The organism is Frigidibacter sp. RF13 (assembly GCF_026626305.1).
Classification (GTDB): domain Bacteria; phylum Pseudomonadota; class Alphaproteobacteria; order Rhodobacterales; family Rhodobacteraceae; genus TMP-24.
Genome location: NZ_JAPNUE010000004.1, coordinates 13,301 through 37,919, shown reverse-complemented (window position 1 = coordinate 37,919; position 24,619 = coordinate 13,301). Strand labels below are relative to the sequence as shown.

Genomic DNA, 24,619 nt, shown 5'->3' with positions numbered 1-24,619 from the left:
GAACCGCCGGTCCACAGGCGGCTCCACGCTTCCACCCACGGACCCTGTCAGATGAAGGCCGCCACGTGCTCCCGCCCCGGCCGCGCTTCCCTCAGCGCCTCGGCCAGATCGACGGTGCGGTTGAACAGAGCGCGCCCGACGATGGCGCCCGCGACCTTGTCCAACAGCCTCAGCCGCGCGATGTCATCGAGCGTGCGGACAACGCCGCTCGCAATCACCGGCACTTTCGCCACGTCGGCGATTGCCGAAATGACCCCGTAGGTCGCGTCAGACGTCTCGCGCAGGTCGGCACCGATATCAGTTGCGATGATCGCCGCAAAGGGCGTGTCTCGGAAGCTCTCGATATAGCCCTCGGGGCTGTAGGCGCTCTGGCTCTTCCAGCCTTCGATCATCACATGATCGCGCCAGACATCGACCGCCAGCACGATCTGGTCGGCATGACGCTCCGCCAGTTCCCGCACCAGATGCGGGTTCTGCGCCGCAAGCGTGCCGACCACGATCCGCCCGGCCCCGAGGTCGATCCATTCCTCGATCCGGTCGCGCGAGCGGAAACCGCCGCCCAACTGCACCGGCAGGCCCGCCTCATGGATGATCCGCTTCACCAGATCGCGGTTGCGAGAGCCACCGCCCACTGCATCGAAATCGGTGACATGGATCCATTCGGCCCCGGCATGGGCGAATTCCTTGGCCTTTTCGACCGGATCGACATGCCAGATCAGCGGCTCCTCGATCCGCCCCTTCGGCAGGCTCACACAGCGTCCGTCCTTGAGTTCGATCGTGGGATAGAGAATCATCGCCTTCCCTCCTTGGCAAATGTCCGATCGCGGCCCAACACCGCGAAGGCAGACTCTGCCCGCGCAGGCCTCAGTCTATACCGAAGGACGAAGTTTCAAAGGGCCTTGTTGCGGCGACCGATGGCCAAGCCCAGAAGCACTTGCGCCAGCACACAGACCGCGGCCAACGTCGCGATCCAGCCGAAATACCAAAGCCTGCCGGCGACCATATCCTCGGCATAACTCGCCGCGAAACGCGTCTTTCCCCAGTGCGCAGCCGCCGCTGCCGCCAGCAAGATCACCGCCGACAACCAGACAGTCGTCCCCAGCCGCATCCCGAGCCCTGCCATCCCAACGCCGATTGCAGCCCCAAGAACCGCGCCCATCAGCGTGACCTTCACCGACCAGAACGGATGCGCGCCCAGCGCCTCCGTCACGCCCAGTATCCCGGCCCCGGCGGTCAGGATCGCGGCAAGGACAAGCACCAGAACCTGACGCGCCATCACGCTGCCTTCCGGCCCGCGGGCTCGCGCTCGAGGAGCACAACGCGATCGCCCAAGTCCTCTGTCTCGCGAAACGGCCGGTAGCCCATGCGCTCTGCGATCCGGAAAGAGGCCCCATGCCCCACCTCGATCATCGCGCAGGTCCGGCCCGCGAAAGGTTGGCGGTCGAACCAGCTGTGCGCCGCCGCGACCGCCTCCGGGCCGTAGCCCTGCCCGTGCGAGGATGTCGTCATCACCCAGCCCGCCTCCGGGCTCCGGTCGAAATCATCTCCCAGGCCGCGCATCGCCGTGAAGAACCCGGTCTGGCCGATCAGCGCGCCATCCGCCTTGCGCTCGATCGCCCACTGACCGAACCCCTCATGCACCCAGTTCCCGGCCATCTTCAGAAAGACGCCCCAGCTTTCCGACACCGACCGGGGTTTCTTGCCGATGAAACGCATCACCTCCGGCTCCTGCCAGATCGCGGCGAAGACCTCGAAATCCTCGCGCCGGAACCCTCGCAGGATCAAGCGTTCCGTTTCGACAACCGGTATGGACAGCAAAGGACCGATCCTTTCGCAATAGCACAAACGAAAACGGCACCCGCGAAGGGTGCCGTTTCACTCAGCGTTCGTCCACCGATCAGGCGGCGGCCGAGATGAACTTCACCGCGTCGCCGAAGGTCTGGATGGTTTCGGCGGCATCATCCGGAATCTCGATCCCGAACTCTTCCTCGAAGGCCATCACGAGTTCCACGGTGTCGAGGCTGTCAGCGCCGAGATCGTCGATGAACGAGGCGCCTTCAGTCACCTTGTCCGCTTCGACGCCGAGGTGCTCGACCACAATCTTCTTCACGCGATCAGCGATGTCGCTCATGTTCTTTCCTCTTCTGTCGGGGATCGAGGCCCCGTTGGTTTCTTGCTCTTGCCGAACGGCCCGGCCTCGCTTTCACAAAGCCGCCGGACGGCGCGCCAATGGCCCACCCCCGGCAAGTTCGCGCCGCCTATAGCACAGTCTAGACCTGAGGCAAACGCTTTCGCAACTGGTGACAAGCGGTGCGGCGCGACATTCGGCGGCCTGCCAGCTCAGCGGCGCCCGGCGATATTCGCGCGGGCCAGCAGCGCGACCGCGCAAAGGCCGACCGAGATGATCAGAAGCGCTGCGGGCGCTGCCCCAGATATGTTCTCAAGGCTCGCTTTCTCATGCGTGCGCGTCGCAAGCGTGTTGAAGTTGAAGGGCCTCAGAAGCAGCGTCGCCGGAAGTTCCTTCACGCAATCGACGAAGACCAGAAGCAGCGCGGTCCCGACTGACCCCTTCATCAGCGGCAGATAGACATCGCGCAAGGTGCCGCCTTCGCTCCGCCCCAGCGACCGCGCCGCCATCGGCAGCGATGGCGACACCCGGCCGAAGGCCGCATCGACCGCGCCCTGCGCGATGGCGAAGAAACGCACCGAATAGGCGAAGATCACCGCAGCGGCAGAGCCGGTGAGCAATAGCCCGGGATCACGGCCGGTGAGTGCCAGCACCAGATCTGCGATCCGATGATCAAGCGCCGCAAGAGGCAGCAGGATGCCGACCGCCAGGACCGCGCCGGGCGCCGCATAGCCGATCGTGGTCAAGGGCAGCAGATAACGCGGGCCGCGCCCCCGCGCGAGGCGCACGCCGTAAACCATGAAAAGCGCCGCTGCGACCGTCAGAAACGCCGCGAGCCCCCCCACCATCAGCGTGTTGCCAAACGCCCGCGCCAGCCCCTTGTCGGCCCATGAAGCCGGGCTTGCAATCGCATGCGACAGCATCACCCCAACCGGCAGCGCAAAACCGACCGCGAAGGGCACAAGGCAAAGCCCCGTCGCGCCCCAGGCCGCCAGCCCCTCCAGCGCCTGCGGCGTCACCGGCCGGCGCTGCCGCGCCGTGGCGTGAAAGCGCAACCTTGCTCGGCCCATCCGCTCCAGCGCCATCAGGGTCAGGATCACCGCGAGGATCAGGCAGGCGATCTGCGCCGCACCGCCGACATTACCGGCCTCAAGCCAGGTCGAGAAGATCCCCGTGGTCAGCGTCTGCACGGAAAAGAAGCTCATCACCCCATATTCGTTCACCGTCTCCATCATCACGATGGCGGTCCCGGCGGCGATGGCAGGGCGCGCCAGCGGCAGCCCGACGCGCAGCGCCAGCGACAGGGGCCCTGCCCCCAGCGCGCGCGCCACCTCATAGCTGCCGCCCGGCTGTTCGCGGAAGGCCGCGCGTGCGAGCATGTAGACGTAAGGGTAAAGCGCCGCCGCCATCACCACGATCGCCATGCCGGGCGACCGGACCTCGGGAAACCAGTAGTCCCGCGCCGACTGCCAGCCGAAAAGATGCCTGAGCCCCGTCTGCACCGGGCCGGAATATTCGAGGAAATCGACGACGACATAGCCGCCGACATAGGCGGGCACCGCCAGCGGCAGGAGGAGAAGCCACTCTAGCAACCGCGACAACGGGAACCGGTACATCGTGACCAGCCAGGCCGCTCCTGCGCCCACGGCTGCGGCAAGCGCCCCGGTCCCGAGCGCCAGAATGACCGTCATGCGGACATAGCGCGGCAGGGTCGTCGCCATCAGATGCGGCCAGATATTCTCGGTCGGATGCAGCGCGGTCCAGACCACCGACAGGATCGGCACCAGGACCAAACCCGCGATCAGGGCCGCGCCCAAAGACCAGACGAGCGGCGCGGCATAACCGCCCCCACCGGGCACACGCCGGATAGCACTCTCCGCCTGAGCGTTTTGGTCGGTCATTCCCGCCGCTTAGTGGATTGACCCGGGTCTGTCCAGCGAACCATCGCGAGCAAGAGCCGCTTAGCTCGCCTCCGGCAAAGGCAGGCTGACGCCTGCAGCCGAAGCGTCGGGATCGGGCCCGTCGAGCAGAAGCGACAGACCTGCAAGTGCCTCAAGTCGCACGCGGTCGGTAATGATCACCCGCTGGCCATCGATCTTGCAGCCGTCCGCCGCCAGCGATTTGAAGGCGCGCGACAGATTCTCGGGCGTCATGCCCATGTACGAGGCAATGAGCCTTTTCTCGACCGGCAGCGTGAACCCTGGCGCATCGCCGATCAGGCGCGATTGCCGCAACAGATAGGCGGCGATCCGTTCGCGGGTGTTTCTCAGTTTGAGATTCTTGGTGTGCCGCACCAGCCCGCGGTAGCAACCGGCGAGATCCTGCATCGCGTTCAACGCGAACCGGCTGTCGGTGGCTACGGCCGCGCGCACATTCTCCGACGGCACCAGCAACAACCGCGACCGTTGCAGCGTGCGCGCCGACATCAGATAGGGCGCATCGCGCACGCAGGCGGCCAGGATGAAGGTCGACACCGGCCTTACCACAGCCATCGTGGCCTCGCGCCCCTGTGTCGAGGCAAAAAGCTCCACCATCCCCTCAACCACAACATGCAGGAAATCGGCCGGGGCCCCTTCACTGACGACCGTGACATGTGGCGGGATCTGCTGATCATAAGCGGCGCGCATCAGATCCTGAAACGTCTCGTCAGCAATGCCAGCAAACAGCGGCAGGCGGCGAATGTCTTGATGAAGGATATGCGGCACGACTCGATCAACTCCGGTTTCTTATGTCCTATTTTCCGCACCATGCTTGATTATTGTCAATCCATCTCTTGATAAATGTCGCCCCACCACCTGGCACCGCTTGGGTCGCCGCCATGCACCAGTCAAATCCCGTCGGTTTCTCGAACGCGCGTCGAGAGACTTGATCTGAATCAAGCCATTTGCCGCTTGCCCGTCCCATGCCCCTTCCCAATCGGGGCAAATCCCCGTTGGAGACGGAGATCAAGATGCTGCAAGGCACGACCGTATCGAAGGGCGAACAGAACCGCGCCCTTTTCCTCAGCACGATCGCCTTCACCGCCTGTTTCGCGGTCTGGACGATCTTTTCCATCATCGGAGTGGCCATCAAGAAAGAGCTTGGGCTGAACGAGTTCGAGTTCGGCCTTCTGGTCGCAACCCCCATCCTCACCGGCTCGCTCACGCGCCTCTTCCTCGGCGTCTGGACCGAGAAATATGGCGGGCGGATCGTCTTTTCGCTGCAGATGATCCTCACGGGCCTCGCCACCTGGGCGCTGACCTGGGCCGACAGCTACGTGATGTATCTGATCGCGGCCCTCGGCGTCGGCCTTGCCGGCGGGTCGTTCATCATCGGCGTGGCCTATGTCTCGCGCTGGTACGACGCGGGCAAGCAGGGCACGGCGCTCGGCATCTTTGGCGCGGGCAACGTGGGCGCCGCGGTGACCAAGTTCGTCGCGCCCTTCGTGATGGTGGCCTATGGCTGGCACGGCGTCGCCCATGTCTGGGCGGCGGGCATTGCCTTGATGGGTGTCCTCTTCTTCCTCTTCGCGAAGGACGACCCCGAACTGATCGCGCGCAGGGCCAAAGGCGTGAAGGCGCCGTCGCTCGCCCAGCAGTTCGCGCCCCTGAAGAACCTGCAGGTCTGGCGCTTCTCGCTTTACTATTTCTTCGTGTTCGGCGCTTTCGTCGCGCTGGCGCTGTGGATGCCGCACTACCTGATCGACGTCTACGGCGTCGACGTGAAGACGGCCGGCATGTCGGCGGCGGCCTTCTCGCTGTCTGCCTCGGTCTTCCGCGCCTATGGCGGGCATCTGTCCGACCGGTTCGGCGCACGGGCGGTGATGTACTGGTGCTTCGGCTTCAGCCTGATCTTCCTCTTCATGCTGTCCTATCCGCCGACCGACTATGTCATTCAGGGCAAGGACGGCCCGATCACCTTCTCGACCAACATGGGGCTTTGGCCGTTCGTCGCGATCCTCTTCGCGCTTGGCTTCTTCATGTCGCTCGGCAAGGCCGCCGTCTACAAACACATCCCGGTCTACTATCCCCACCATGTGGGCTCAGTCGGCGGCCTCGTCGGCATGATCGGGGGCCTGGGCGGCTTCGTCCTGCCGATCATGTTCGGCGCGCTTCTCGACATCACCGGCATCTACACCAGCTGCTTCGCGCTTCTTTTCCTGCTCGTCGCGATGGCGCTTGGCTGGATGCACATGTCGATCCGCGCGATGGAACGGGCCGCGCATGGCGAGATGCTGGATCAGCTGCCAAGCCTGCCCGAGATGCAGGACGTGCATGTCCCCGGCAAGACCGTCATGCCGCGCACGCTTCAAGACTGGCAGCCCGAGGACAAGGATTTCTGGGCCAGCCAGGGCCGCAAGGTCGCCCGGCGGAACCTGTGGCTGTCGATCCCGGCGCTTCTTCTGGCCTTCTCGGTCTGGATGGTCTGGTCGATGGTTGTCGCGAAACTTCCCGCGATTGGCTTCAACTTCACACCCGGCCAGCTTTTCTGGCTGGCGGCGCTCCCCGGCCTTTCCGGCGCGACCTTGAGGATCTTCTACAGTTTCATGGTGCCGATTTTCGGCGGGCGTCTCTGGACGACCTTGTCAACGGCTTCGCTGCTCCTGCCCGCGATGGGCATCGGCTATGCCGTGCAAAACCCTGAAACGCCCTATCTGATCTTCATGGTCCTGGCGCTTCTCTGCGGGCTCGGCGGCGGCAACTTCGCCTCGTCGATGGCCAACATCGCCTACTTCTTCCCCAAGGCGGAAAAGGGCAATGCGCTGGCGCTGAACGCGGGCCTCGGCAACCTCGGCGTGTCGGTCATGCAGTTCCTGGTGCCGATCGTCATCGTCTCTGGTGTCTTCGGCGCGATGGGCGGCGAGGCCCAGACACTGACCGACGGCAGCCAACTCTGGATCCAGAATGCGGGCTTCATCTGGGTGCCCTTCATCGCCGTCGCCACCATCGCGGCCTGGCTCGGCATGAATGACATCGCCGATGCGAAAGCCTCGTTCCGCGAACAGGCGGTGATCCTCGGGCGCTTCCACAACTGGATCATGTGCATCCTCTACACCGGCACCTTCGGATCGTTCATCGGCTATTCGGCGGGCTTCCCGCTGCTGACAAAGCTGATGTTCCCGGATGTGAACGCGCTGCAATACGTGTTCCTCGGGCCGCTGGTGGGCGCGCTCTCACGCGCCGGAACCGGTTGGATCTCGGACAGGTTCGGCGGCGGGCGGGTGACCTTCTGGACCTTCCTCGGCATGATCGTGGCAGTCTTCGGCGTCATCACCTTCCTGCCCCATGACGGCACGGGTGGCAGCTTCCAGGGCTTCTTCGCCTGCTTCCTCGCGCTCTTCTTCCTGACGGGCGTGGGCAATGCCTCGACCTTCCAGATGATCCCCGCGATCATGGGGCGCGAGATCCCGCGCCTGATGCCGGGCCTCGACGCCACCGCCACCCGCCGCCAGGCGGAACGCGAAAGTGCGGCCATCATCGCCTTCACCTCGGCCATCGCCGCCTATGGCGCCTTCTTCATCCCGAAAGCCTACGGCACCTCGATCGCCGTCACGGGCGGGCCGGTCGCCGCACTCTGGGGGTTCCTGGGCTTCTACGTCCTCTGCGTGGTGCTGACCTGGGTCTACTACACGCGCCCTGGCGGGCTTCTGCATGACATCGAGCGTGGCCGCACTCCGGCCACCGCCAACGCCTGAACGAAAAGGGTAAGGCCATGAGCCAGCTTCTCGACAAACTGAATTTCTTCAAGAGCCTGCGCAAGGACACGTTCGCAGGCGGCCATGGCCAGACCATCGTGGAAAACCGCGACTGGGAGGAGACCTACCGCTCGCGCTGGCGCCATGACAAGATCGTGCGCTCGACCCACGGGGTAAACTGCACCGGGTCATGTTCCTGGAAGATCTATGTGAAATCCGGGATCGTGACCTGGGAAACCCAGCAGACCGACTATCCCCGCACCCGGCCCGACCTGCCAAACCACGAGCCGCGGGGCTGCGCGCGGGGGGCGTCCTACAGCTGGTATCTCTACTCGGCCAACCGGGTGAAGAACCCGCTAGTACGCGGACGGCTGATGAAGCTCTGGCGGCAGCGCCGGGCGACGATGAGCCCGATCGAGGCCTGGACCTCGATCCAGCAAGACCCAGCCGCGCGAGCCTCCTACACGAAGAAGCGCGGCTTGGGCGGTTTCGTCCGCGCCACCTGGGATGAAGCGACCGAGATCGTCGCGGCCGCGAACGCCTATACCGCCAAGACCTACGGCCCCGACCGCGTCTTCGGCTTCTCGCCGATCCCGGCCATGTCGATGGTCAGCTACGCCGCGGGCTCGCGCTACCTCAGCCTTCTCGGCGGCACCTGCATGTCCTTCTACGACTGGTACTGCGACTTGCCGCCCGCCTCGCCCATGACGTGGGGCGAGCAGACCGACGTGCCGGAATCGGCCGACTGGTATAACGCGGGCTTCCTGATCCTTTGGGGCTCGAACGTGCCCCAGACCCGCACGCCCGACGCGCATTTCTACACCGAGGCGCGCTATCGCGGCACGAAATCCGCCGTCGTCTGCCCCGACTATTCCGAGGCCGCCAAGTTCGGCGACATCTGGCTGAATGCCAAGCAAGGCACCGATGCGGCGCTCGCCATCGCCATGGGTCATGTGATCCTGCGCGAATATCACCTCGACCGGCAGGTCGACTATTTCGAGGATTACACCCGCAAATACAGCGACTTCCCGATGCTGGTGCGCCTTGAAAAGCAGGGCGACCGCTATGTGCCGGGCCGGATGCTGCGCGCCGCCGATTTCGACGGCAGCCTGGGCGAGGCGAACAACCCCGACTGGAAGACCGTGGCCATCGCGGAGAAGGGCGGAAAGGTTGTCGCGCCAAACGGCTCGATCGGCTTCCGCTGGGGTGAGCAGGGCAAGTGGAACCTCGAAGAACAGGCCGCTGGCAAGGACACGCGTCTGAAAACCACGCTGATCCTCGACGGCGACAACGACGGTACGCTGCCGGTCGACTTCCCGTACTTCGGCGGTCAGGCGACCACGCAATGGGCGGCCTGCGACTTCCCGGACGTGCTGACCCGCAATATTCCAGTGAAGAAGCTGAAGCTTGTGGATGGCGAAGCCGCCGTCTGCACGGTCTTTGACCTTTTTGCCGCGAACTACGGGCTTGATCGTGGCCTCGGCGGTGACTGGGTGACGAAGGACTATGACGCCGACATGCCTGGCACCCCCGCCTGGGCGGAACGGATTACCGGCGTCAAGCGCGACAAGATCATCCAGGTCGCGCGCGAATTCGCGACGAATGCCGAAAAGACGAACGGCAAATCGATGATCATCATCGGCGCCGCGATGAACCACTGGTACCACATGGACATGAACTACCGTGGCGTCATCAACATGCTGGTGATGTGCGGTTGCGTGGGCCAGTCGGGCGGCGGCTGGGCGCATTATGTGGGGCAGGAAAAGCTGCGACCACAAACCGGCTGGACGGCCTTGGCCTTCGCGCTCGACTGGGCGCGCCCGCCACGGCATATGAACTCGACCTCGGCCTGGTACGCGCACACCGACCAGTGGCGGTATGAGACGGTGTCGTCGGCCGAAATCCTGTCACCGACCGCGCCTGCGGGCGATTACAAGGACCTTTCCCTCATCGACTACAACATCCGCGCCGAACGGATGGGTTGGCTGCCCTCTGCCCCGCAGCTCAGGACCAACCCGCTGCAAGTGGGCGCCGCCGCAAAGGCTGAAGGGATCGAGGCCAAGGACTATGTGGCCCGCGAACTGAAATCCGGTGCGCTGGAAATGTCGGCTGAGGACCCTGATGCCCCGGAAAACTGGCCGCGCAACCTGTTCGTCTGGCGCTCGAACCTGCTGGGTTCGTCCGGCAAGGGGCATGAGTACTTCCTCAAGCACCTTCTGGGCACCGACCATGGCGTCCTTGGCAAAGACCTTGGCCAGGAAGGCCGCCAGAAGCCCGTCGAGGCGCGCTGGCACGACAAGGCGCCGGAAGGCAAGCTTGACCTTCTGGTGACGATCGACTTCCGCATGTCGACGACCGCCGTCTACGCCGACATCGTCCTGCCGACCGCGAGTTGGTACGAGAAGGACGACCTCAACACCTCAGACATGCACCCGTTCATCCACCCGCTGCAGGCGGCGGTCGATCCGGCTTACGAGTCGAAAAGCGACTGGGAAATCTTCAAGGCGATTGCCAAGAAATTCTCAGACGTCGTCCCCGGCTATCTCGGCACCGAGACCGACGTGGTGCAGCTGCCCCTGCAGCATGACAGCGCGATGGAAGTGGCCCAGCCGCATGTGAGGGACTGGAAGAAGGGCGAATGCGACCTGATCCCCGGCAAGACCGCGCCCGCTTACATCGCGGTCGAGCGGGATTATCCGAACCTTTACAAGCGCTTCACGGCACTCGGGCCGCTGATGGAAAAGGTCGGCAACGGCGGCAAGGGCATAGCCTGGGACACCAAAACGGAGGTCCATCACCTGAAGGCCCTGAACGGCACCCACCACGAAGAGGGCGCGACGAAGGGCATGGCGAAGATCGAGACCGCGATCGACGCGGCCGAAGTGATCCTGATGCTCGCGCCCGAGACGAACGGCGAGGTGGCCGTGAAGGCCTGGAATGCGCTGTCGAAGGCGACGGGCCGGGAGCACGCGCATCTGGCCGAAGTGAAGGAAGACGAAAAGATCCGCTTCCGCGACATCGCCGCCCAGCCACGCAAGATCATCTCGTCGCCCACATGGTCGGGGATCGAAAGCGAGGAGGTCTGCTACAACGCCGGCTGGACCAACGTTCATGAGCTGATCCCGTGGCGGACGCTGACCGGGCGCCAGCAGCTTTATCAGGACCACGAATGGATGCTCGCCTTCGGCGAATTCTTCCTGACATGGCGGCCGCCGGTCGACCTGAAAACCATCTCGGCCGACGCGACCAAGGCGCTGAAGTCGGGCGAGAAACACGTCGTCCTGAACTTCATAACCCCGCACCAGAAATGGGGGATCCACTCGACCTATTCGGACAACCTGCTGATGCTGACGCTGAACCGGGGCGGGCCGGTCGTCTGGCTATCGGAACATGATGCGAAGACCGCAGGTATCGTCGACAACGACTGGGTCGAGGTCTTCAACTCGAACGGCGTCCTGACCGCCCGCGCGGTCGTCAGCCAGCGCATGAAGGATGGAACGCTCTTCATGTATCACGCGCAGGAAAAGATCGTGAATACCCCCGGCAGCCAGATCACCGGCAAGCGCGGCGGCATTCACAATTCGGTCACGCGGGCGGTCCTGAAGCCCACCCACATGATCGGCGGCTATGCCCAGCAGAGCTACGGCTTCAACTACTACGGCACCGTGGGCTGCAACCGCGACGAAATGGTCGTCGTACGCAAGATGAACAATGTGGACTGGCTCGACCGTCCCGCCAAAGTGGAGGCCGCCGAATGAAGGTCCGCGCACAAATCGGCATGGTGCTGAACCTCGACAAATGCATCGGGTGTCACACCTGCTCTGTCACCTGCAAAAACGTCTGGACCTCGCGCGAAGGCGTCGAATACGCCTGGTTCAACAATGTCGAGACGAAGCCCGGGATCGGCTATCCGAAGGACTGGGAGAACCAGAAGCACTGGAAAGGCGGCTGGGAACGCACCGCGTCCGGCGGGCTGCAACCCAAGCAGGGCGGCAAATGGCGCATCCTTGCCAATATCTTCGCCAATCCCAACCTGCCCGAGATCGACGATTTCTACGAGCCGTTCGACTTCGACCACGACCATCTGAAATCGGCCCCCGAGATGGAGGCTTTCCCCACCGCCCGCCCGCGTTCGAAGATCAGCGGCGAACGGATGGAAAAGATCGAATGGGGTCCGAACTGGGAGGAAATCCTCGGCGGCGAATTCGCTAAACGCTCGCAGGACTACAATTTCGAAGGCGTTCAGAAAGCCATCTACGGCGAATACGAAAACACCTTCATGATGTATCTGCCGCGGCTTTGCGAACATTGCCTCAACCCGGCCTGTGTCGCCTCCTGTCCTTCGGGCGCGATCTACAAGCGCGAGGATGACGGCGTCGTCCTGATCGACCAGGAAAAATGCCGGGGCTGGCGGATGTGCGTCTCGGGCTGCCCCTACAAGAAGATTTATTACAACTGGTCTTCCGGCAAATCCGAGAAATGCACGCTTTGCTATCCGCGTCTGGAATCCGGCCAGCCTACCGTCTGTTCGGAAACCTGCGTGGGCCGCATCCGCTATCTGGGCGTCATGCTCTACGACGCCGACAAGATCGCCGAGGCGGCCTCCGTCGAAGGCGAAAAGGACCTTTATGACGCACAGTTGGGCGTCTTCCTCGACCCCAACGATCCCGCTGTGATCGCGGCCGCCCGCAAGGAAGGCGTGCCCGAGGACTGGATCAAGGGCGCGCAGAACTCGCCGATCTGGAAGATGGCGATGGAGTGGAAGATCGCCTTCCCGCTCCACCCGGAATACCGCACGCTGCCGATGGTCTGGTACGTGCCGCCGCTCTCGCCCATCCAGAACGCGGCGCAGGCGGGCCAGATCGCCGCACAGGACGACATGCCCGACGTGCGGTCCCTGCGCATCCCGGTCCGATACCTTGCCAACATGCTGACAGCGGGTGACGAGGCGCCAGTGGTGACGGCCCTCGAACGGATGCTCGCCATGCGCTCCTACATGCGGTCGAAGACGGTCGACGGTGTCATCAACCTCGGCGTCGCCAACCGTGTCGGCCTGACACCCCATCAGATCGACGAGATGTACCAGCTTATGGCGATCGCCAACTACGAGGACCGGTTCGTCATCCCGACGACCCACCGCGAACTGGTCGAACAGGCCTATGACCTGAAGGGCGGCTGCGGCTTCACCGATGGTAACGGCTGTTCCGGCGGGACGTCCGGCAAATCCCTCTTCGGCGGCGGCAAGAAGTTCCGCTCGCCCACGGAGTTCATCGCATGAAAACCTTCAAGGCACTTTCCCTCCTGCTTTCCTATCCTGAGCTCGACCTTCAGGCCGCGATCCCTGCGATCCGTGCGACTTTGAAGGACGAGGGGCTTCTCGGCCCCCATCGCATGGGCCATCTGGAACCTCTGCTGGCGTCGCTTGCCGGTGACGACATCTACGACCTGCAGGAACGCTATGTCCTCCTCTTCGACCGCTCGCGCAGCCTCTCGCTAAATCTCTTTGAACATATCCACGGCGAAAGCCGCGACCGGGGTGGCGCGATGGTCGATTTGTTGGAAACCTACCGGGCGGGCGGCTTTGACCTCGACGGGCCGGAACTGCCGGACCACCTGCCAGTGCTGCTGGAGTTCCTCTCGACCCGTGCGCTCGAGGAAGCCCAAGGCATTCTCGCCGACGCGGGCCATATCCTTGTGGCCCTTGCCGAACGCCTGACCCGTCGCCAGTCGGTCTATGCAGGCGTCCTTGAAGCGTTGGTGGCGCTGGTCGAGGCCCGCGCCGACACCGAAGAGGCGACAGCACTCCTGGCCGAACCCGAGGACGATCCGATGGACCTCGCCCAACTCGACAAGGTCTGGGAAGAGGCACAGGTCTCCTTCGCGCCTGACCCGAACGCCGGCTGCCCCGTCAGCCGCGATATCCTGGCCCGGATGGACCTTCCCGTCCGCGCCGCAGCCACCGCTGCCGAATAGGAGCCTTCGATGCACCATTTTCTCTACGGGATTTACCCCTATATCGCGCTCTCCGTGATGGTGATCGCCTCGATCGCCCGCTATGACCGCGACCCTTTCACCTGGAAATCGAAGTCGAGCCAGCTTCTCCGGCGCCGCAGCTTCGTCATCGGCTCCGTCCTCTTCCATGTCGGCGTGCTTTTGATCTTCGCGGGCCATTTCGTCGGCCTTCTGACACCGATCTGGATCTTCGACGCGCTCGGCATTCCCCATGGCGCCAAACAACTCCTCGCAATGATCGCAGGTGGCGTAGCGGGCGTGATGGCACTGCTCGGTGGCTTCATCCTTCTGGTCCGCCGCCTCTTCGATCCGCGCATCGCCGCCAATTCGACCTTTGCCGATACCGGCATCATGATCCTGCTGGTGGCGCAGCTCCTTCTGGGCGTCGGGTCGATCTTTGTCTCGGTCCAGCATCTCGACGGGTATGAAATGGTGAAATTCATGTCCTGGGCCCAAGGCATCTTCACCTTCGACCCCAAGGCGGCAAGCTACATCGCCGACGTGAACTGGATCTTCAAAGCGCACATCGCACTTGGCCTCACGATCTTCCTCCTCTTCCCCTTCACCCGTCTCGTCCACATCGTCTCGGCCCCCGTGCGCTTCCTCTGGCGCCCGGGCTATCAGATCGTGCGGACACGCAAAGAGACACCGGCGGAGTAAGTCAGATGAAACCGCTTCTTGCAGAGATCACCGTGAACGGCGAACGCATCGCGCCCGAGGCCATCGCAGCCGAAGCCCAGATGCATCCCGCGCCCCATGGCAAGCCGGGGCTTGCCTGGCGGGCGGCCGCACGGGCGCTGACCATACGGTCGCTTCTTTTGCAGGAGGCCCGGCGGCAGGGGCTCACCCCCCTGCCCCGCGAGGTGGCGCCGGGCCAGCGCGAGACGGAGGAGGAAGCACTGGTCCGCGCCGTCCTTGAGGCACATGTCGAACCCGCGCCGGTGACGGACACCGATCTTGAGGCCGAATACCGGGCACGGCCCGACCGGTTCCGCGCACCCGCGCTCTATGAGGCTGCGCATATCCTTCTGCCAGTCGGCGAAGGGAACGAGGCGGCCGTGAAGGCCGAGGCCGAAGCGCTTCTGTCAGATCTTACCCGCACACCCGCCGCTTTCGCGGAGATGGCCCGCGCGCGGTCAGCCTGTTCTTCTGCTCCGAACGGTGGCCTTCTTGGCCAGATATCAACCGGCGACACGGTGCCCGAGTTCGAATCCGCCCTCGCCCGGATGGTGCCCGGAACCATTGGCCCTGAACCCGTCCGAAGTGCTTATGGCTGGCACATCGTCCGTCTCGACGCCAAGGCCGAAGGCGCCGTCCTGCCGTTCGAGCGGATCGCGGGCGCCCTGCGCCGCGCGATGGAGGAACGCGCCTGGGCGCGCGCTGCGCGTGCCTACACCGAAGGTCTGATTGCGGGCGCCGCAATCGATGGTATCACTTTCGAAACCGCCGCCTGAAAGGCAGGAACAAGATGTCACTGGCCTATGTAACCCTGCCCGGCCGCGGCGAGACCGACGCCTTCCTGCGCGCCGCCGCCGATCATCTCGCTGGCCGGGGCCTGAAGGTTGCGGGAACCGTGCAGACGAACAGCGAACGCGCCTGCACACATCATTGCGACATGGATGTGCGCGTCCTGCCCGACGGGCCGGTGATCCGCATCAATCAGGACCTCGGGCCGGGGTCCACCGGCTGCCGTCTCGACCCCGGCGCGCTGGAGGCGGCGGTGGCGGAAGTCGCGCCACGGCTGGCGGGGGCGGACATTCTGATCCTCAACAAGTTCGGCAAGCATGAGGCCGAGGGCCGCGGCTTCCGCACCCTGATCGGCGAGGCCATAGCTGAGGGAATTCCGGTTGTCATTGGCGTGAATGCCCTGAACCTGCCCGCCTTCCTCGCCTTCGCCGAGGGCTGCGCCGATCCCCTTTCGGGTGATCTGGCGGCACTGGACCGCTGGCTCTCGGGTCTTGAGGCACTGGCCGCAGAGTAGGATTGCGTCATATTTCGCCGGAAAGGACGGTCAGGCCCGTCCCGCAGCGAAAACACGGGCGGCTTCGCCGAACGCCTCGAACAGCGGGCGCGAGACCGGGTCGTTCGCGGCGTTCCATTCCGGGTGCCACTGCACAGACAGCGTGAAGCCCGGCGCGTCGCGGACGTACAGCGCCTCGGGCGTGCCGTCGGGCGCCCAGCCCGCGATCTCGATCCGCTGGCCGGGCGTCTTGACGCCCTGACCGTGGAGCGTGTTGGTCATCACCTCCTCGGCCCCGAAAAGATGCTCGAACGGGCTGCCCTTGGCGAAGCGTACCGCATGGCGGAGGGCGAATTTTTCCTCAAGCGTGCCATCGGGCGGCATCCTGTGATTCATCCGCCCCGGCAGATCTCGAATTTCGGGGTGGAGCGTGCCGCCGAAGGCGACATTCACCTCCTGAAAGCCCCGGCAGATGCCAAGGAAGGGCTGTCCGCGCTCAACGCAGGCACGCACCAGCGGCAGGGTAATTGCATCGCGCGACCGATCAAAGGCGCCATGCGCCTCGGTCGCCGCCTCGCCATATTCCTCGGGGTGGACGTTCGGCCGCCCGCCTGTCAGCAGGAACCCGTCGCAGACCTCCAGCAGCTCGTCGACTGACACGAAGCGCGGATCGGACGGGATGAGAAGCGGCAGGCACTGCGCCACCTCCGCCACGGCGGCGGAATTGCTTAAGCCACCGGCATGAACCGGGTAGTCGTTGATGAAATTCATGTTGCCGATAATGCCGACAACAGGCCGAACTGCTGGCATGTCACCCTTCCTTGCGCGGAAGATATCCCTTGGCCGCGGGAGTTGGAAGCCCGCGCGCGAGCGGCCATCTGTGCGCCGGTGCAGGGAGAGGCAGCCTTGCCACCCGCGATGGCGGCGCCGCGCCTGTTGAACGATTCACCAGTTGCAGTTTGCGCCGGTTTCAAAGAGTTTGATCAAGGACGGTTCTGCGGCGAGCTCGTCGCGGGACCATAGAACAGTCAGACCGCCACCCCGATCAGGAGGCAGCATGCGCTACCACACGCCCACCAGTTTTCAGGAGGCCTCGCGCCTCGCCGCAGCGTCGGGGGGGCTCTTGCGTTACCTCGCAGGCGGCACCGATGTGCTCGTGCAGATGCGCGCGGGCATGGTTCAGCCCGACGAACTGATCGATCTGAAACATATCCCGGGCGTCTTCGACATATCGCGCACCGCAGACGGCGGCTGGCGCATCGGCGTGGCTGTGCCGGGCCGGGCCCTCGGCGCGCATGAGGCGCTCTGCCGCGACTGGCCCGGCGTGGTCGAGGGGATGAACCTCGTGGGCTCCACGCAAGTGCAGGGCCGGGCGACGCTGGTCGGCAATCTCTGCAACGGCTCACCCGCCGCCGACAGCGTGCCGGGGCTGGTCGCGGCCGGGGCGACGGTGACCGTCACCGGCCCGGACAGCAGCCGCGAGATGCCTGTCGAGGCGATCCCGACCGCGCCGGGGCGGACGGCGTTGAAGAAGGGCGAACTGATTTCAGCCGTCACTCTGCCTCCGCGCGGGCCGCGTGGCGGCGACGCCTATCTGCGCTTCATCCCCCGCACCGAGATGGATATCGCGGTCGTTGGCGCCGCGGTGAACCTCACGCTCGACGGCGACCGTATCGCCACGGCGCGCGTCGCACTCGGGGCCGTTGCGCCCACAGTGCTGCTGGTCGAGGAGGCCGCAAAGGCGATCATCGGCAGCACGCTGGACGACGCGGCCCTCGACCGGCTCGCGGCAGCATCAAGCGCGGCGGCAAAACCGATCTCGGACAAGCGCGGCACGGTCGAATTCCGTGTCGATGTGGCAGGCGTGCTCGCGCGGCGCGCGGCTCAGATCGCCTATGATCGGGCGAAAGGAACAGGCAAATGAAGAAGGTTCACGTCACCACCAATGTCAACGGCGATCAGGTGGAGTTTCTCGCCGATCCGCGCGAAACGCTCCTTGACTGCCTGAGGAACCACCTCGACCTGACCGGCACCAAGGAAGGCTGCGGCACCGGCGATTGCGGCGCCTGTTCGGTCACGCTCGATGGCACGCTCGTCTGTTCCTGCCTCGTCCTGGGCGTCGAAGCCGAGGGCAAGAAAATCGAAACCATCGAAGGCATGGCAAGCGACGGCGAGCTTCATCCCCTGCAGCGCAAGTTCATCGAGCATGCGGCTTTGCAATGCGGCTTCTGCACGCCCGGCATCCTTGTCGCGGCGAAATCGCTTCTGGATACGAACCCGGACCCGAGCGAAAGCGAGATACGATTCTGGCTCGCGGGCAATCTGTGCCGCTGCACGGGTTATGACAAGATCGTCCGCGCGGTTCAGGATGCGGCAGCGGAAATGAGGGGGGCGGCGTGATGGCGAAGGACGAGATCACCAAGGGTTACAGACTGGTCGGCACCCGTCCGAACCGGCCCGACGGGCTCGACAAGGTCACCGGGCGCGCGCGTTATGGCGCGGATTTCTCGCTGCCCGGCATGCTCTGGGCGGCGGTCGTACGCTCGCCGCACGCACATGCGAAGATCAAGCGGATAGATGCGTCGAAAGCGCTGGCGCTCGACGGCGTGAAGGCGGTCGTGACCCGCGCCGACCTGCCGACGGGACTGGAAGGCGAAGACCTGAACCTGCAGGAAAACACGCTGGCCGGTGAAAAGGCGCTTTACGACGGCCATGCGGTGGCGGCTGTCGCCGCGACATCGCAGCTTCTGGCGCAAGATGCCGCGCGCCTGATCGAAGTTGAGTATGAAGTCCTGCCCCACGTCACCGACGTCGACGAGGCGATGAAGCCGGGCGCGCCGGTGATCCGCGAGGGCGCGGCCGATTATTCGGTGCCGGAAGGCATGCACCCGAACGTGGTGCGACATATGGAATTCGGCCATGGCGATGTCGAGGCGGGCTTTGCCGCCGCGGATATCGTCCGCGAAGGCACCTACAAGACCGAAGCCACCCATCAGGGCTATATCGAACCTCATGCCTGCGTCGGTCAGATGGGCGAGGACGGGCGCGGCGAGATGTGGGTCTGCACCCAAGGTCACTGGTACATCCGTCGCATGAGCGCCGCCGTTCTGGGGATCGAGGCCGCGAACCTGCGGGTGACGCCATCGGAAATCGGCGGCGGTTTCGGCGGCAAGACCACGATCTTCATGGAACCGCTGACGCTTGCCCTGTCGAAAAAGGCGGGCGGGCGCCCGGTGAAACTGGTGATGTCGCGGGCCGAGGTGCTGCGTGCCACCGGGCCGACCGCCTCTGCCTCGATGGACGTCAAGATCGGCATGAAGAAGGATGGCACCGTCACCGCCGGTCAGGTGATGTTCCGCATGCAGGGCGGCGCCTTTGTCGGGATGTCGCCCATTGGCGAGGCCCTGCCCTGCGCCTTTGCCTGCTATGACATCCCGGCCCTGAAGCACGAGGCGGTCGAGGTGCTGGCGAACCGTCCGAAGGCCGCCGCCTACCGCGCGCCCGGATCGCCCATGGCGGCCTTCGCCGTCGAAAGCCTGATGGACGAGATGTGCCGCGAGTTGCATCTCGACCCGATCGAGGTGCGGCTGAAGAACGCCGCGAAGGAAGGCACGAAGTCGAGCTACGGCCCCATCTACAACCGCATCGGTCTGGTCGAGACGCTGGAAGCGGCGAAGGCCCATCCGAACTACGCGATCCGTCTGGGCCCGAACCAGGGCCGCGGCGTTGCCTCGGGCTTCTGGTTCAACCATGGCGGCGAAACCTCGGTCAGTCTCGCCATCGGCGAGGACGGGACGGTTCAGGTCTCGATCGGTACGCCCGACATCGGCGGCAGCCGCGCCTCGATCGCGCTGATGACGGCCGAAACGATTGGCATTCCCTATGAGAATGTCCGGGTGAACGTGGTCGAAACCGGCGCGCTTGGCGTCAATGAGCCGACGCATGGCAGCCGCGCGACCTTCGCGAGCGGCAAGGCAGCGGTCGAGGCGGCACGGCAAGCGATCGCCGAGATGTGCCGCCGGGCAGCGGCGGAATGGGAGATTGAGCCCGAGGCCGTCGAATGGAAGGACGGCGCGGCCCAGCCCGCAGGGCCGAACGCGGGCAAGTTCCCTCCCATGACCATCGCCGAGATCGGCGCGAAGATGGGCGGTACCGGCGGACCGATCTCGGGCCACCATGAGACCAACGCCGGTGGCGTGGGGGCAAGCTTCGGCACCCATGTCGTCGATGTCGAGGTCGATCCCGAAACCGGTCGGACGACGGTTCTGCGCTATCTCGTGGTGCAGGATGCGGGCACCGCGATCCACCCCGCCTATGTCGAGGGTCAGTATCAGGGTGGCGCCGCGCAGGGCATCGGCTGGGCCTTGAACGAGGAATATGTCTATGGCTCCGACGGGCGGCTCCAGAATACCGTCTTCCTCGATTACCGTATTCCCGTCGCCTCGGACCTGCCGATGATCGACACGGTGATCGTCGAAGTGCCCAATCCCGGCCACCCTTACGGCGTGCGCGGTGTTGGCGAAACCGGCATCACGCCACCCCTGCCCGCGCTTGCCGCCGCCATCGCAGAGGCAACCGGCGCGCGTCTCCGCAGCCTGCCGATGTCGCCGCCGAAAGTGCTGGCGGCGATCAAGGCCAAGCGGCAGGCGTAAGGTGGCGCGCGTCCATCTCTGGTCGAGCCTGAGGCGCTTCGCCGACGGGCAAGAGATGGTCGAGGTCGAGGCTGCGACCGTGGGCCAGATGTTCGACGCGCTGGCCCGCGCTTACCCTGGCCTCGCGCCCGCCATTGCCGCCGGTCTCTCGGTCGCGGTCGACGGCGAGGTCATCGCCAACAGCCGCAGTGCGCCTGTCCGGCCCGACAGCGAGGTCTTTCTGCTGCAGCGCCTGAAAGGCGGCTGAGACCGGACGGGGGGGCTCGTCGATGCACCTCGTGCACTCCTCGCGGGTCCGGCGCCCGACTCGAGCATGAAATGCTCGAGGAGGCGCCGTGGCTTCGCCGAGCGCAAAACACTTGCGGCGGCCGAATTGCTCGGCCAGACTATACCCATCGGGGGGCGGAGCGACCTTTGGGTCACGGCCGCGATCGGGGGGAAAGTCAACCTGCCATCTGGCACCGCTGGGGTCGTCCCGTAACATGTGTCCTGCGCCTGTGCTGAAAGAGAGCCCCCGCGGTTTCATCATCCCGATCGGCGGGGGCGAGGATCGCGTCCGGGAACGCCACATCCATCGCCGGTTCGTCGAGCTTTCGGGTGGCAAGGGCGCCGATATTGTGGTGATCCCGACCGCGTCCGAACTGGAAACCACTGGCGCCGACTATAATCGCATCTTCAAGTCCTTGGGCGCCTCGGCGGTGGATTTCCTGCCGATCACCAAGCGCGCCGACTGCGACAATCCGCGCTATGTCGACATGCTCGACAGTGCCACCGGCATCTTCCTCACCGGCGGCAACCAGCTCCGCCTCTCCACCATCCTCGGCGGCACGGGCATCGCCCAGAAAATCCGCCGCCGGAATGCCGCCGGCATCGCCGTCGCGGGCACGTCGGCCGGCGCCTCGATCATGTCGGAGCATATGATCGCGGGTGGCGAGAGCAATTCCGCCCCCGTCGTCGGCGCCGTCAGCCTCGCGCCCGGCCTCGGCCTGACGAATGCCGTGATCATCGACCAGCATTTCACCGAGAGGAACCGCCTCGGCCGCCTCCTGACCGCGTCTTCCTACAACCCGTTTCTTATCGGCCTCGGCATCGACGAGGATACCGCCGCCTTCATCGGTCCCGACGGCCTGTTCGAGGTCGTGGGGTCCGGCACCGTCACCGTCGTCGACGCCTCGGGCCTGACGCATTCCTCGATGTGGGACGCCGCGCCCGGTCAGTCTCTGTCGCTTCTCGGTCTCAAGGTCCATGTGCTCGGCGAAGGCTGCCGCTATGACCTTGTCGGCCGCCATGCCTATCCGCCGGATGACACGGCGGGCTTCTGCTCGTTACAGAACAAATCCAAGACCGGCTGACCAAGGCCGTCAACAGGGGGGAACCGCTATGAAGATCGTCTCGACGAACGTCTTTGTCGGTCCGAATGTCTGGGCGGGGTTCCCGGTCATTCGCCATGTCGTCGATCTGGGCGTCTTGGAGGACTGGCCGTCGGCAAAGATCGGCGATGCCTGGATCGAAGGTTTGGTCGAAGCCCTGCCGGGCCTGCGCGACCATGGCTGCTCCTACCGCGAACCCGGCGGCTTCATCCGGCGCCTGCGCGAGGGCGAGGGAACCTGGCTTGGCCATGTGGCTGAGCATGTGGCGCTGGAGATCCAAGGGGTTGCGGGATCGGACGTCACCTTCGGCCGCACCCGCTCGACCGGCGAGCCGGGGCGCTACAACCTCGTCTATGAATATCGCCAGCGCGACGTGGGGCTCGATGCGGGCGCGCTCGCCATCCGGCTCCTCATGCATCTTCTGCCCGAGGCGCTGAAAGCCAAGGTCGACTATGACTTCGACCCGGAGTTTGATTTCGCGGCAGAGCTGAAAAGCTTCGTCCTTTCGGCCCAGCGCCGCGAATTCGGCCCTTCGACCGGATCACTCGTCAAGGCGGCGGAAGAGCGTGACATTCCCTGGATCCGGCTCAACAACAATTCGCTCGTCCAGTTCGGCCACGGCAAGTTCCAGCAGCGCATTCAGGCCACGATCACCAGTCAGACCAAGCATATCGCGGTCGAGATTTCCTGTGACAAGGAAGACACGCACAATATGCTGAACGACCTCGGCCTGCCGGTACCGCAACAGCGCCTCGTCTATTCGCCGCGCGACGCGGTCCGGGCGGCGAAGCGCATCGGCTATCCTGTGGTGGTCAAGCCCCTCGACGGCAACCATGGCCGCGGTGTGTCGATCAACCTGACCGAAGATGCACAGGTCGAGGTGGCTTTCGGCGAGGCGAAGGCGCAGTCGAAAAGCCGGGGCATCCTGGTCGAGCAGTTCATCACCGGCATGGATCACCGGATGCTGGTGGTGAACGGTGAACTGGTCGCGGTGGCCAAGCGCGTACCCGGCCATGTGGTGGGCGACGGCAAGCACACGATTGCCGAACTGATCGACATCGTGAACTCTGACCCGCGCCGGGGCATAGGCCATGAAAAGGTGCTGACAAATCTGGAACTCGACAGCCAGGCCGAACGCCTGATGGAGGCTGCGGGCCACACCGCGCAGACGGTGCTGCCGGCGGGCGAGACCTTCTATCTGCGCTCGACCGCGAACCTCTCGACCGGTGGTACGGCCATCGACATGACCGATGTCTGCCACCCCGACAACAAGGATATGGCCGAACGCACGATCAAGGCTGTTGGTCTTGATGTGGGCGGGGTCGATTTCCTGACGGCCGACATCACCAAGAGCTACAAGGATGTGGGCGGCGCCATCGTCGAGGTGAATGCCGCGCCCGGATTCCGCATGCATGTGGCGCCTTCGGAAGGCAAGCCGCGCGACGTGTCGGGCAAGGTGATGGACATGCTCTTCCCCAAGGGCACACAGTCGCGCATCCCGATCGGCGCGATCACCGGCACGAACGGCAAGACCACCACAAGCCGGATGCTCGCCCATATCATGAAATCCTCGGGCAAGATCGTGGGCCTCACCTCGACCGACGGGGTCTATGTCGACGGCAAGCTGACCGTGAAGGGCGACATGACCGGCCCCGCCTCGGCGCAGATGGTGCTGCGCGACCCATCCGTCGATTTCGCGGTGATGGAAACCGCGCGGGGGGGCCTTGTCCGGTCCGGCCTCGGTTATCAGCGCTGCGATGTCTCTGCCTGCCTCAACGTGACCTCCGACCATCTGGGCATGGGCGGCATCAACACGCTGGATGAGCTGGCGGTCGTCAAGCGTGTGGTGGTGGAAACCGCAACCGACACGGTGGTTCTGAACGCCGACGACAAATATTGCCTCAGGATGGCGGATTTCTCGCACGCCACTCACATCTGCTATGTGACGACCAATTCAGATCATCCGTTGGTCAAGGAACATATCCGCGCGGGCGGGCGGGCCGTGGTGCTGGAAAAAGCCATGAACGGCGACATGATCACGATCTATGCGAACGGCCTGCACATGCCGGTCCTCTGGTCGCACCTGATCCCCGCAACGCTTGAGGGCAAGGCGCTCTACAATGTTCAGAATGCGATGTTTGCCTGCGCAATGGCCCATGCCTTCGGGTTGGATCTTGACAATATCCGACATGGGCTCAGAACCTTCGACACCTCATTCTTCCAGGTGCCGGGCCGGACGAACGTCTATGACGAACATCCGTTCAAGGTCATCCTCGATTACGGCCACAACGCCGCCGCGATTGCCGCGATGGCAAGCCTGTCGGACCGGCTGGATGTGAAGGGCCGCCGCCTGATCGTCGCCGCCATGCCCGGCGACCGGCGCGACGAGGATATCCGCGCGGCTGCGCGCGAGCTTGCGGGCCATTTCGACCATTATTTCCTGAAACCCGACGATGACCGGCGCGGCCGGGGCGAGATGGAAGTGCCCGGGATGCTGCGCGAGGAACTTCTGAAGGCAGGTGTCGAGGATGACCGCATCTCGCTCATGCCAAGCGAGATGCAGGCAATCGACACCGCACTTGCCGCGGCACAGGCGGGCGACCTTCTGGTGGTGCTCGCTGATGAACTCGCGCGGTCCTGGAAGCAGATCATCTATTTCAAAAAGGCCGAGCGCGAAGCACTTCTGCAGGCCAAGCCCAAACGGCCCGAGCCTAAGCAGGCGGGGTTCGAAGAGCTGATTTCCGAAGGCGACCAGCTGATCCGCGACGAACGCGGCGTCAGGCTCGCGCGTGTCGAAACCGAAGAAGCCGATTGACGGAACTC

At 64.6% G+C, this 24,619-nt stretch carries 20 protein-coding genes; 13 read left to right on the top strand and 7 right to left on the bottom strand.

Annotation, left to right across the window (positions count from 1 at the left end; translation table 11 throughout):
* Positions 1-47: 47 nt before the first annotated feature.
* From OU426_RS10040 to OU426_RS10015, 6 genes are all read right to left on the bottom strand, one after another.
* Positions 48-794 carry a 1-(5-phosphoribosyl)-5-[(5-phosphoribosylamino)methylideneamino]imidazole-4-carboxamide isomerase gene (locus tag OU426_RS10040; RefSeq protein WP_267633850.1) on the bottom strand — a complete coding sequence of 249 codons (747 nt, stop codon included), beginning with the start codon at positions 792-794 and terminating at the stop codon, positions 48-50.
* A gap of 95 nt (positions 795-889) precedes the next feature.
* The gene (locus OU426_RS10035) at positions 890-1,276 is read right to left on the bottom strand and encodes a hypothetical protein (RefSeq protein ID WP_267633849.1); all 387 of its coding nucleotides are present in this window, start codon (positions 1,274-1,276) and stop codon (positions 890-892) included.
* Positions 1,276-1,818: a GNAT family N-acetyltransferase gene (locus OU426_RS10030; protein ID WP_267633848.1), complete on the bottom strand. Its 543-nt coding sequence runs from the start codon at positions 1,816-1,818 to the stop codon at positions 1,276-1,278. Before OU426_RS10030 ends, OU426_RS10035 begins: the two co-directional genes overlap by 1 nt.
* A gap of 79 nt (positions 1,819-1,897) precedes the next feature.
* Entirely contained in the window at positions 1,898-2,131 is a 234-nt protein-coding gene (locus OU426_RS10025) for an acyl carrier protein (protein WP_267633847.1), read from the bottom strand.
* A 209-nt stretch (positions 2,132-2,340) separates the two neighbouring features.
* Positions 2,341-4,029, bottom strand: a complete 1,689-nt coding sequence (locus tag OU426_RS10020; RefSeq protein ID WP_267633846.1) for an ABC transporter permease — start codon at positions 4,027-4,029, stop codon at positions 2,341-2,343.
* A 60-nt stretch (positions 4,030-4,089) separates the two neighbouring features.
* Positions 4,090-4,833 (bottom strand): cyclic nucleotide-binding domain-containing protein, encoded by a 744-nt coding sequence (locus tag OU426_RS10015; RefSeq protein WP_267633845.1) that lies wholly within the window; start codon positions 4,831-4,833, stop codon positions 4,090-4,092.
* 245 nt (positions 4,834-5,078) lie between these two features.
* Here OU426_RS10015 and OU426_RS10010 point away from each other — a divergent pair, with 245 nt between their 5' ends.
* Genes OU426_RS10010 through OU426_RS09980 form a run of 7 tightly spaced genes read left to right on the top strand, consistent with a single transcriptional unit; the run spans position 5,079 to position 15,795 of the window.
* Complete coding sequence (locus OU426_RS10010) at positions 5,079-7,802, top strand: nitrate/nitrite transporter (RefSeq protein WP_267633844.1); 2,724 nt, start codon at positions 5,079-5,081, stop codon at positions 7,800-7,802.
* A 17-nt stretch (positions 7,803-7,819) separates the two neighbouring features.
* Positions 7,820-11,560, top strand: coding sequence for a nitrate reductase subunit alpha (locus tag OU426_RS10005; protein WP_267633843.1), 3,741 nt, complete (start codon positions 7,820-7,822; stop codon positions 11,558-11,560).
* Positions 11,557-13,080 (top strand): nitrate reductase subunit beta, encoded by a 1,524-nt coding sequence (gene narH / locus OU426_RS10000; protein WP_267633842.1) that lies wholly within the window; start codon positions 11,557-11,559, stop codon positions 13,078-13,080. Before OU426_RS10005 ends, narH begins: the two co-directional genes overlap by 4 nt.
* The gene (gene narJ, locus OU426_RS09995) at positions 13,077-13,775 is read left to right on the top strand and encodes a nitrate reductase molybdenum cofactor assembly chaperone (RefSeq protein ID WP_267633841.1); all 699 of its coding nucleotides are present in this window, start codon (positions 13,077-13,079) and stop codon (positions 13,773-13,775) included. Before narH ends, narJ begins: the two co-directional genes overlap by 4 nt.
* A gap of 9 nt (positions 13,776-13,784) precedes the next feature.
* Positions 13,785-14,474, top strand: a complete 690-nt coding sequence (gene narI / locus OU426_RS09990; RefSeq protein WP_267633840.1) for a respiratory nitrate reductase subunit gamma — start codon at positions 13,785-13,787, stop codon at positions 14,472-14,474.
* Between the two features lie 5 nt (positions 14,475-14,479).
* The gene (locus OU426_RS09985; RefSeq protein WP_267633839.1) at positions 14,480-15,268 is read left to right on the top strand and encodes a peptidylprolyl isomerase; all 789 of its coding nucleotides are present in this window, start codon (positions 14,480-14,482) and stop codon (positions 15,266-15,268) included.
* A 14-nt stretch (positions 15,269-15,282) separates the two neighbouring features.
* Positions 15,283-15,795: a DUF2478 domain-containing protein gene (locus OU426_RS09980; protein WP_267633838.1), complete on the top strand. Its 513-nt coding sequence runs from the start codon at positions 15,283-15,285 to the stop codon at positions 15,793-15,795.
* 30 nt (positions 15,796-15,825) lie between these two features.
* Here OU426_RS09980 and OU426_RS09975 read toward each other — a convergent pair whose 3' ends face one another.
* Positions 15,826-16,584, bottom strand: coding sequence for a gamma-glutamyl-gamma-aminobutyrate hydrolase family protein (locus tag OU426_RS09975; protein ID WP_267633837.1), 759 nt, complete (start codon positions 16,582-16,584; stop codon positions 15,826-15,828).
* A 247-nt stretch (positions 16,585-16,831) separates the two neighbouring features.
* On the opposite strand from OU426_RS09975, the gene OU426_RS09970 reads away from it, so the two are divergent.
* The 6 genes from OU426_RS09970 (at position 16,832) to cphA (ending at position 24,611) form a co-directional block, all read left to right on the top strand.
* Positions 16,832-17,698, top strand: coding sequence for an FAD binding domain-containing protein (locus tag OU426_RS09970; protein WP_267633836.1), 867 nt, complete (start codon positions 16,832-16,834; stop codon positions 17,696-17,698).
* Positions 17,695-18,174, top strand: coding sequence for a (2Fe-2S)-binding protein (locus OU426_RS09965; protein ID WP_267633835.1), 480 nt, complete (start codon positions 17,695-17,697; stop codon positions 18,172-18,174). Before OU426_RS09970 ends, OU426_RS09965 begins: the two co-directional genes overlap by 4 nt.
* The gene (locus tag OU426_RS09960) at positions 18,174-20,426 is read left to right on the top strand and encodes a xanthine dehydrogenase family protein molybdopterin-binding subunit (protein ID WP_267633834.1); all 2,253 of its coding nucleotides are present in this window, start codon (positions 18,174-18,176) and stop codon (positions 20,424-20,426) included. Before OU426_RS09965 ends, OU426_RS09960 begins: the two co-directional genes overlap by 1 nt.
* A gap of 1 nt (position 20,427) precedes the next feature.
* Entirely contained in the window at positions 20,428-20,673 is a 246-nt protein-coding gene (locus OU426_RS09955; RefSeq protein WP_267633833.1) for a MoaD/ThiS family protein, read from the top strand.
* 235 nt (positions 20,674-20,908) lie between these two features.
* Positions 20,909-21,778, top strand: coding sequence for a cyanophycinase (locus OU426_RS09950; protein ID WP_267633832.1), 870 nt, complete (start codon positions 20,909-20,911; stop codon positions 21,776-21,778).
* 28 nt (positions 21,779-21,806) lie between these two features.
* Positions 21,807-24,611, top strand: a complete 2,805-nt coding sequence (gene cphA, locus OU426_RS09945; protein WP_267633831.1) for a cyanophycin synthetase — start codon at positions 21,807-21,809, stop codon at positions 24,609-24,611.
* Positions 24,612-24,619: the final 8 nt, after the last annotated feature.

Bases quoted from the DNA above. Each gene is read 5' to 3' on its own strand.
- narH (WP_267633842.1), top strand. From the start codon at position 11,557: ATGAAGGTCCGCGCACAAATCGGCATGGTGCTGAACCTCGACAAATGC.
- OU426_RS09965 (WP_267633835.1), top strand. From the start codon at position 17,695: ATGAAGAAGGTTCACGTCACCACCAATGTCAACGGCGATCAGGTGGAG.
- OU426_RS10035 (WP_267633849.1), bottom strand. From the start codon at position 1,276: ATGGCGCGTCAGGTTCTGGTGCTTGTCCTTGCCGCGATCCTGACCGCC.
- narJ (WP_267633841.1), top strand. From the start codon at position 13,077: ATGAAAACCTTCAAGGCACTTTCCCTCCTGCTTTCCTATCCTGAGCTC.
- OU426_RS09970 (WP_267633836.1), top strand. From the start codon at position 16,832: ATGCGCTACCACACGCCCACCAGTTTTCAGGAGGCCTCGCGCCTCGCC.
- OU426_RS10025 (WP_267633847.1), bottom strand. From the start codon at position 2,131: ATGAGCGACATCGCTGATCGCGTGAAGAAGATTGTGGTCGAGCACCTC.
- narI (WP_267633840.1), top strand. From the start codon at position 13,785: ATGCACCATTTTCTCTACGGGATTTACCCCTATATCGCGCTCTCCGTG.
- OU426_RS10040 (WP_267633850.1), bottom strand. From the start codon at position 794: ATGATTCTCTATCCCACGATCGAACTCAAGGACGGACGCTGTGTGAGC.
- OU426_RS10005 (WP_267633843.1), top strand. From the start codon at position 7,820: ATGAGCCAGCTTCTCGACAAACTGAATTTCTTCAAGAGCCTGCGCAAG.
- OU426_RS09980 (WP_267633838.1), top strand. From the start codon at position 15,283: ATGTCACTGGCCTATGTAACCCTGCCCGGCCGCGGCGAGACCGACGCC.
- OU426_RS09975 (WP_267633837.1), bottom strand. From the start codon at position 16,584: ATGCCAGCAGTTCGGCCTGTTGTCGGCATTATCGGCAACATGAATTTC.
- OU426_RS09950 (WP_267633832.1), top strand. From the start codon at position 20,909: ATGTGTCCTGCGCCTGTGCTGAAAGAGAGCCCCCGCGGTTTCATCATC.
- OU426_RS09985 (WP_267633839.1), top strand. From the start codon at position 14,480: ATGAAACCGCTTCTTGCAGAGATCACCGTGAACGGCGAACGCATCGCG.
- OU426_RS10020 (WP_267633846.1), bottom strand. From the start codon at position 4,029: ATGACCGACCAAAACGCTCAGGCGGAGAGTGCTATCCGGCGTGTGCCC.
- OU426_RS09960 (WP_267633834.1), top strand. From the start codon at position 18,174: ATGGCGAAGGACGAGATCACCAAGGGTTACAGACTGGTCGGCACCCGT.
- OU426_RS10010 (WP_267633844.1), top strand. From the start codon at position 5,079: ATGCTGCAAGGCACGACCGTATCGAAGGGCGAACAGAACCGCGCCCTT.
- cphA (WP_267633831.1), top strand. From the start codon at position 21,807: ATGAAGATCGTCTCGACGAACGTCTTTGTCGGTCCGAATGTCTGGGCG.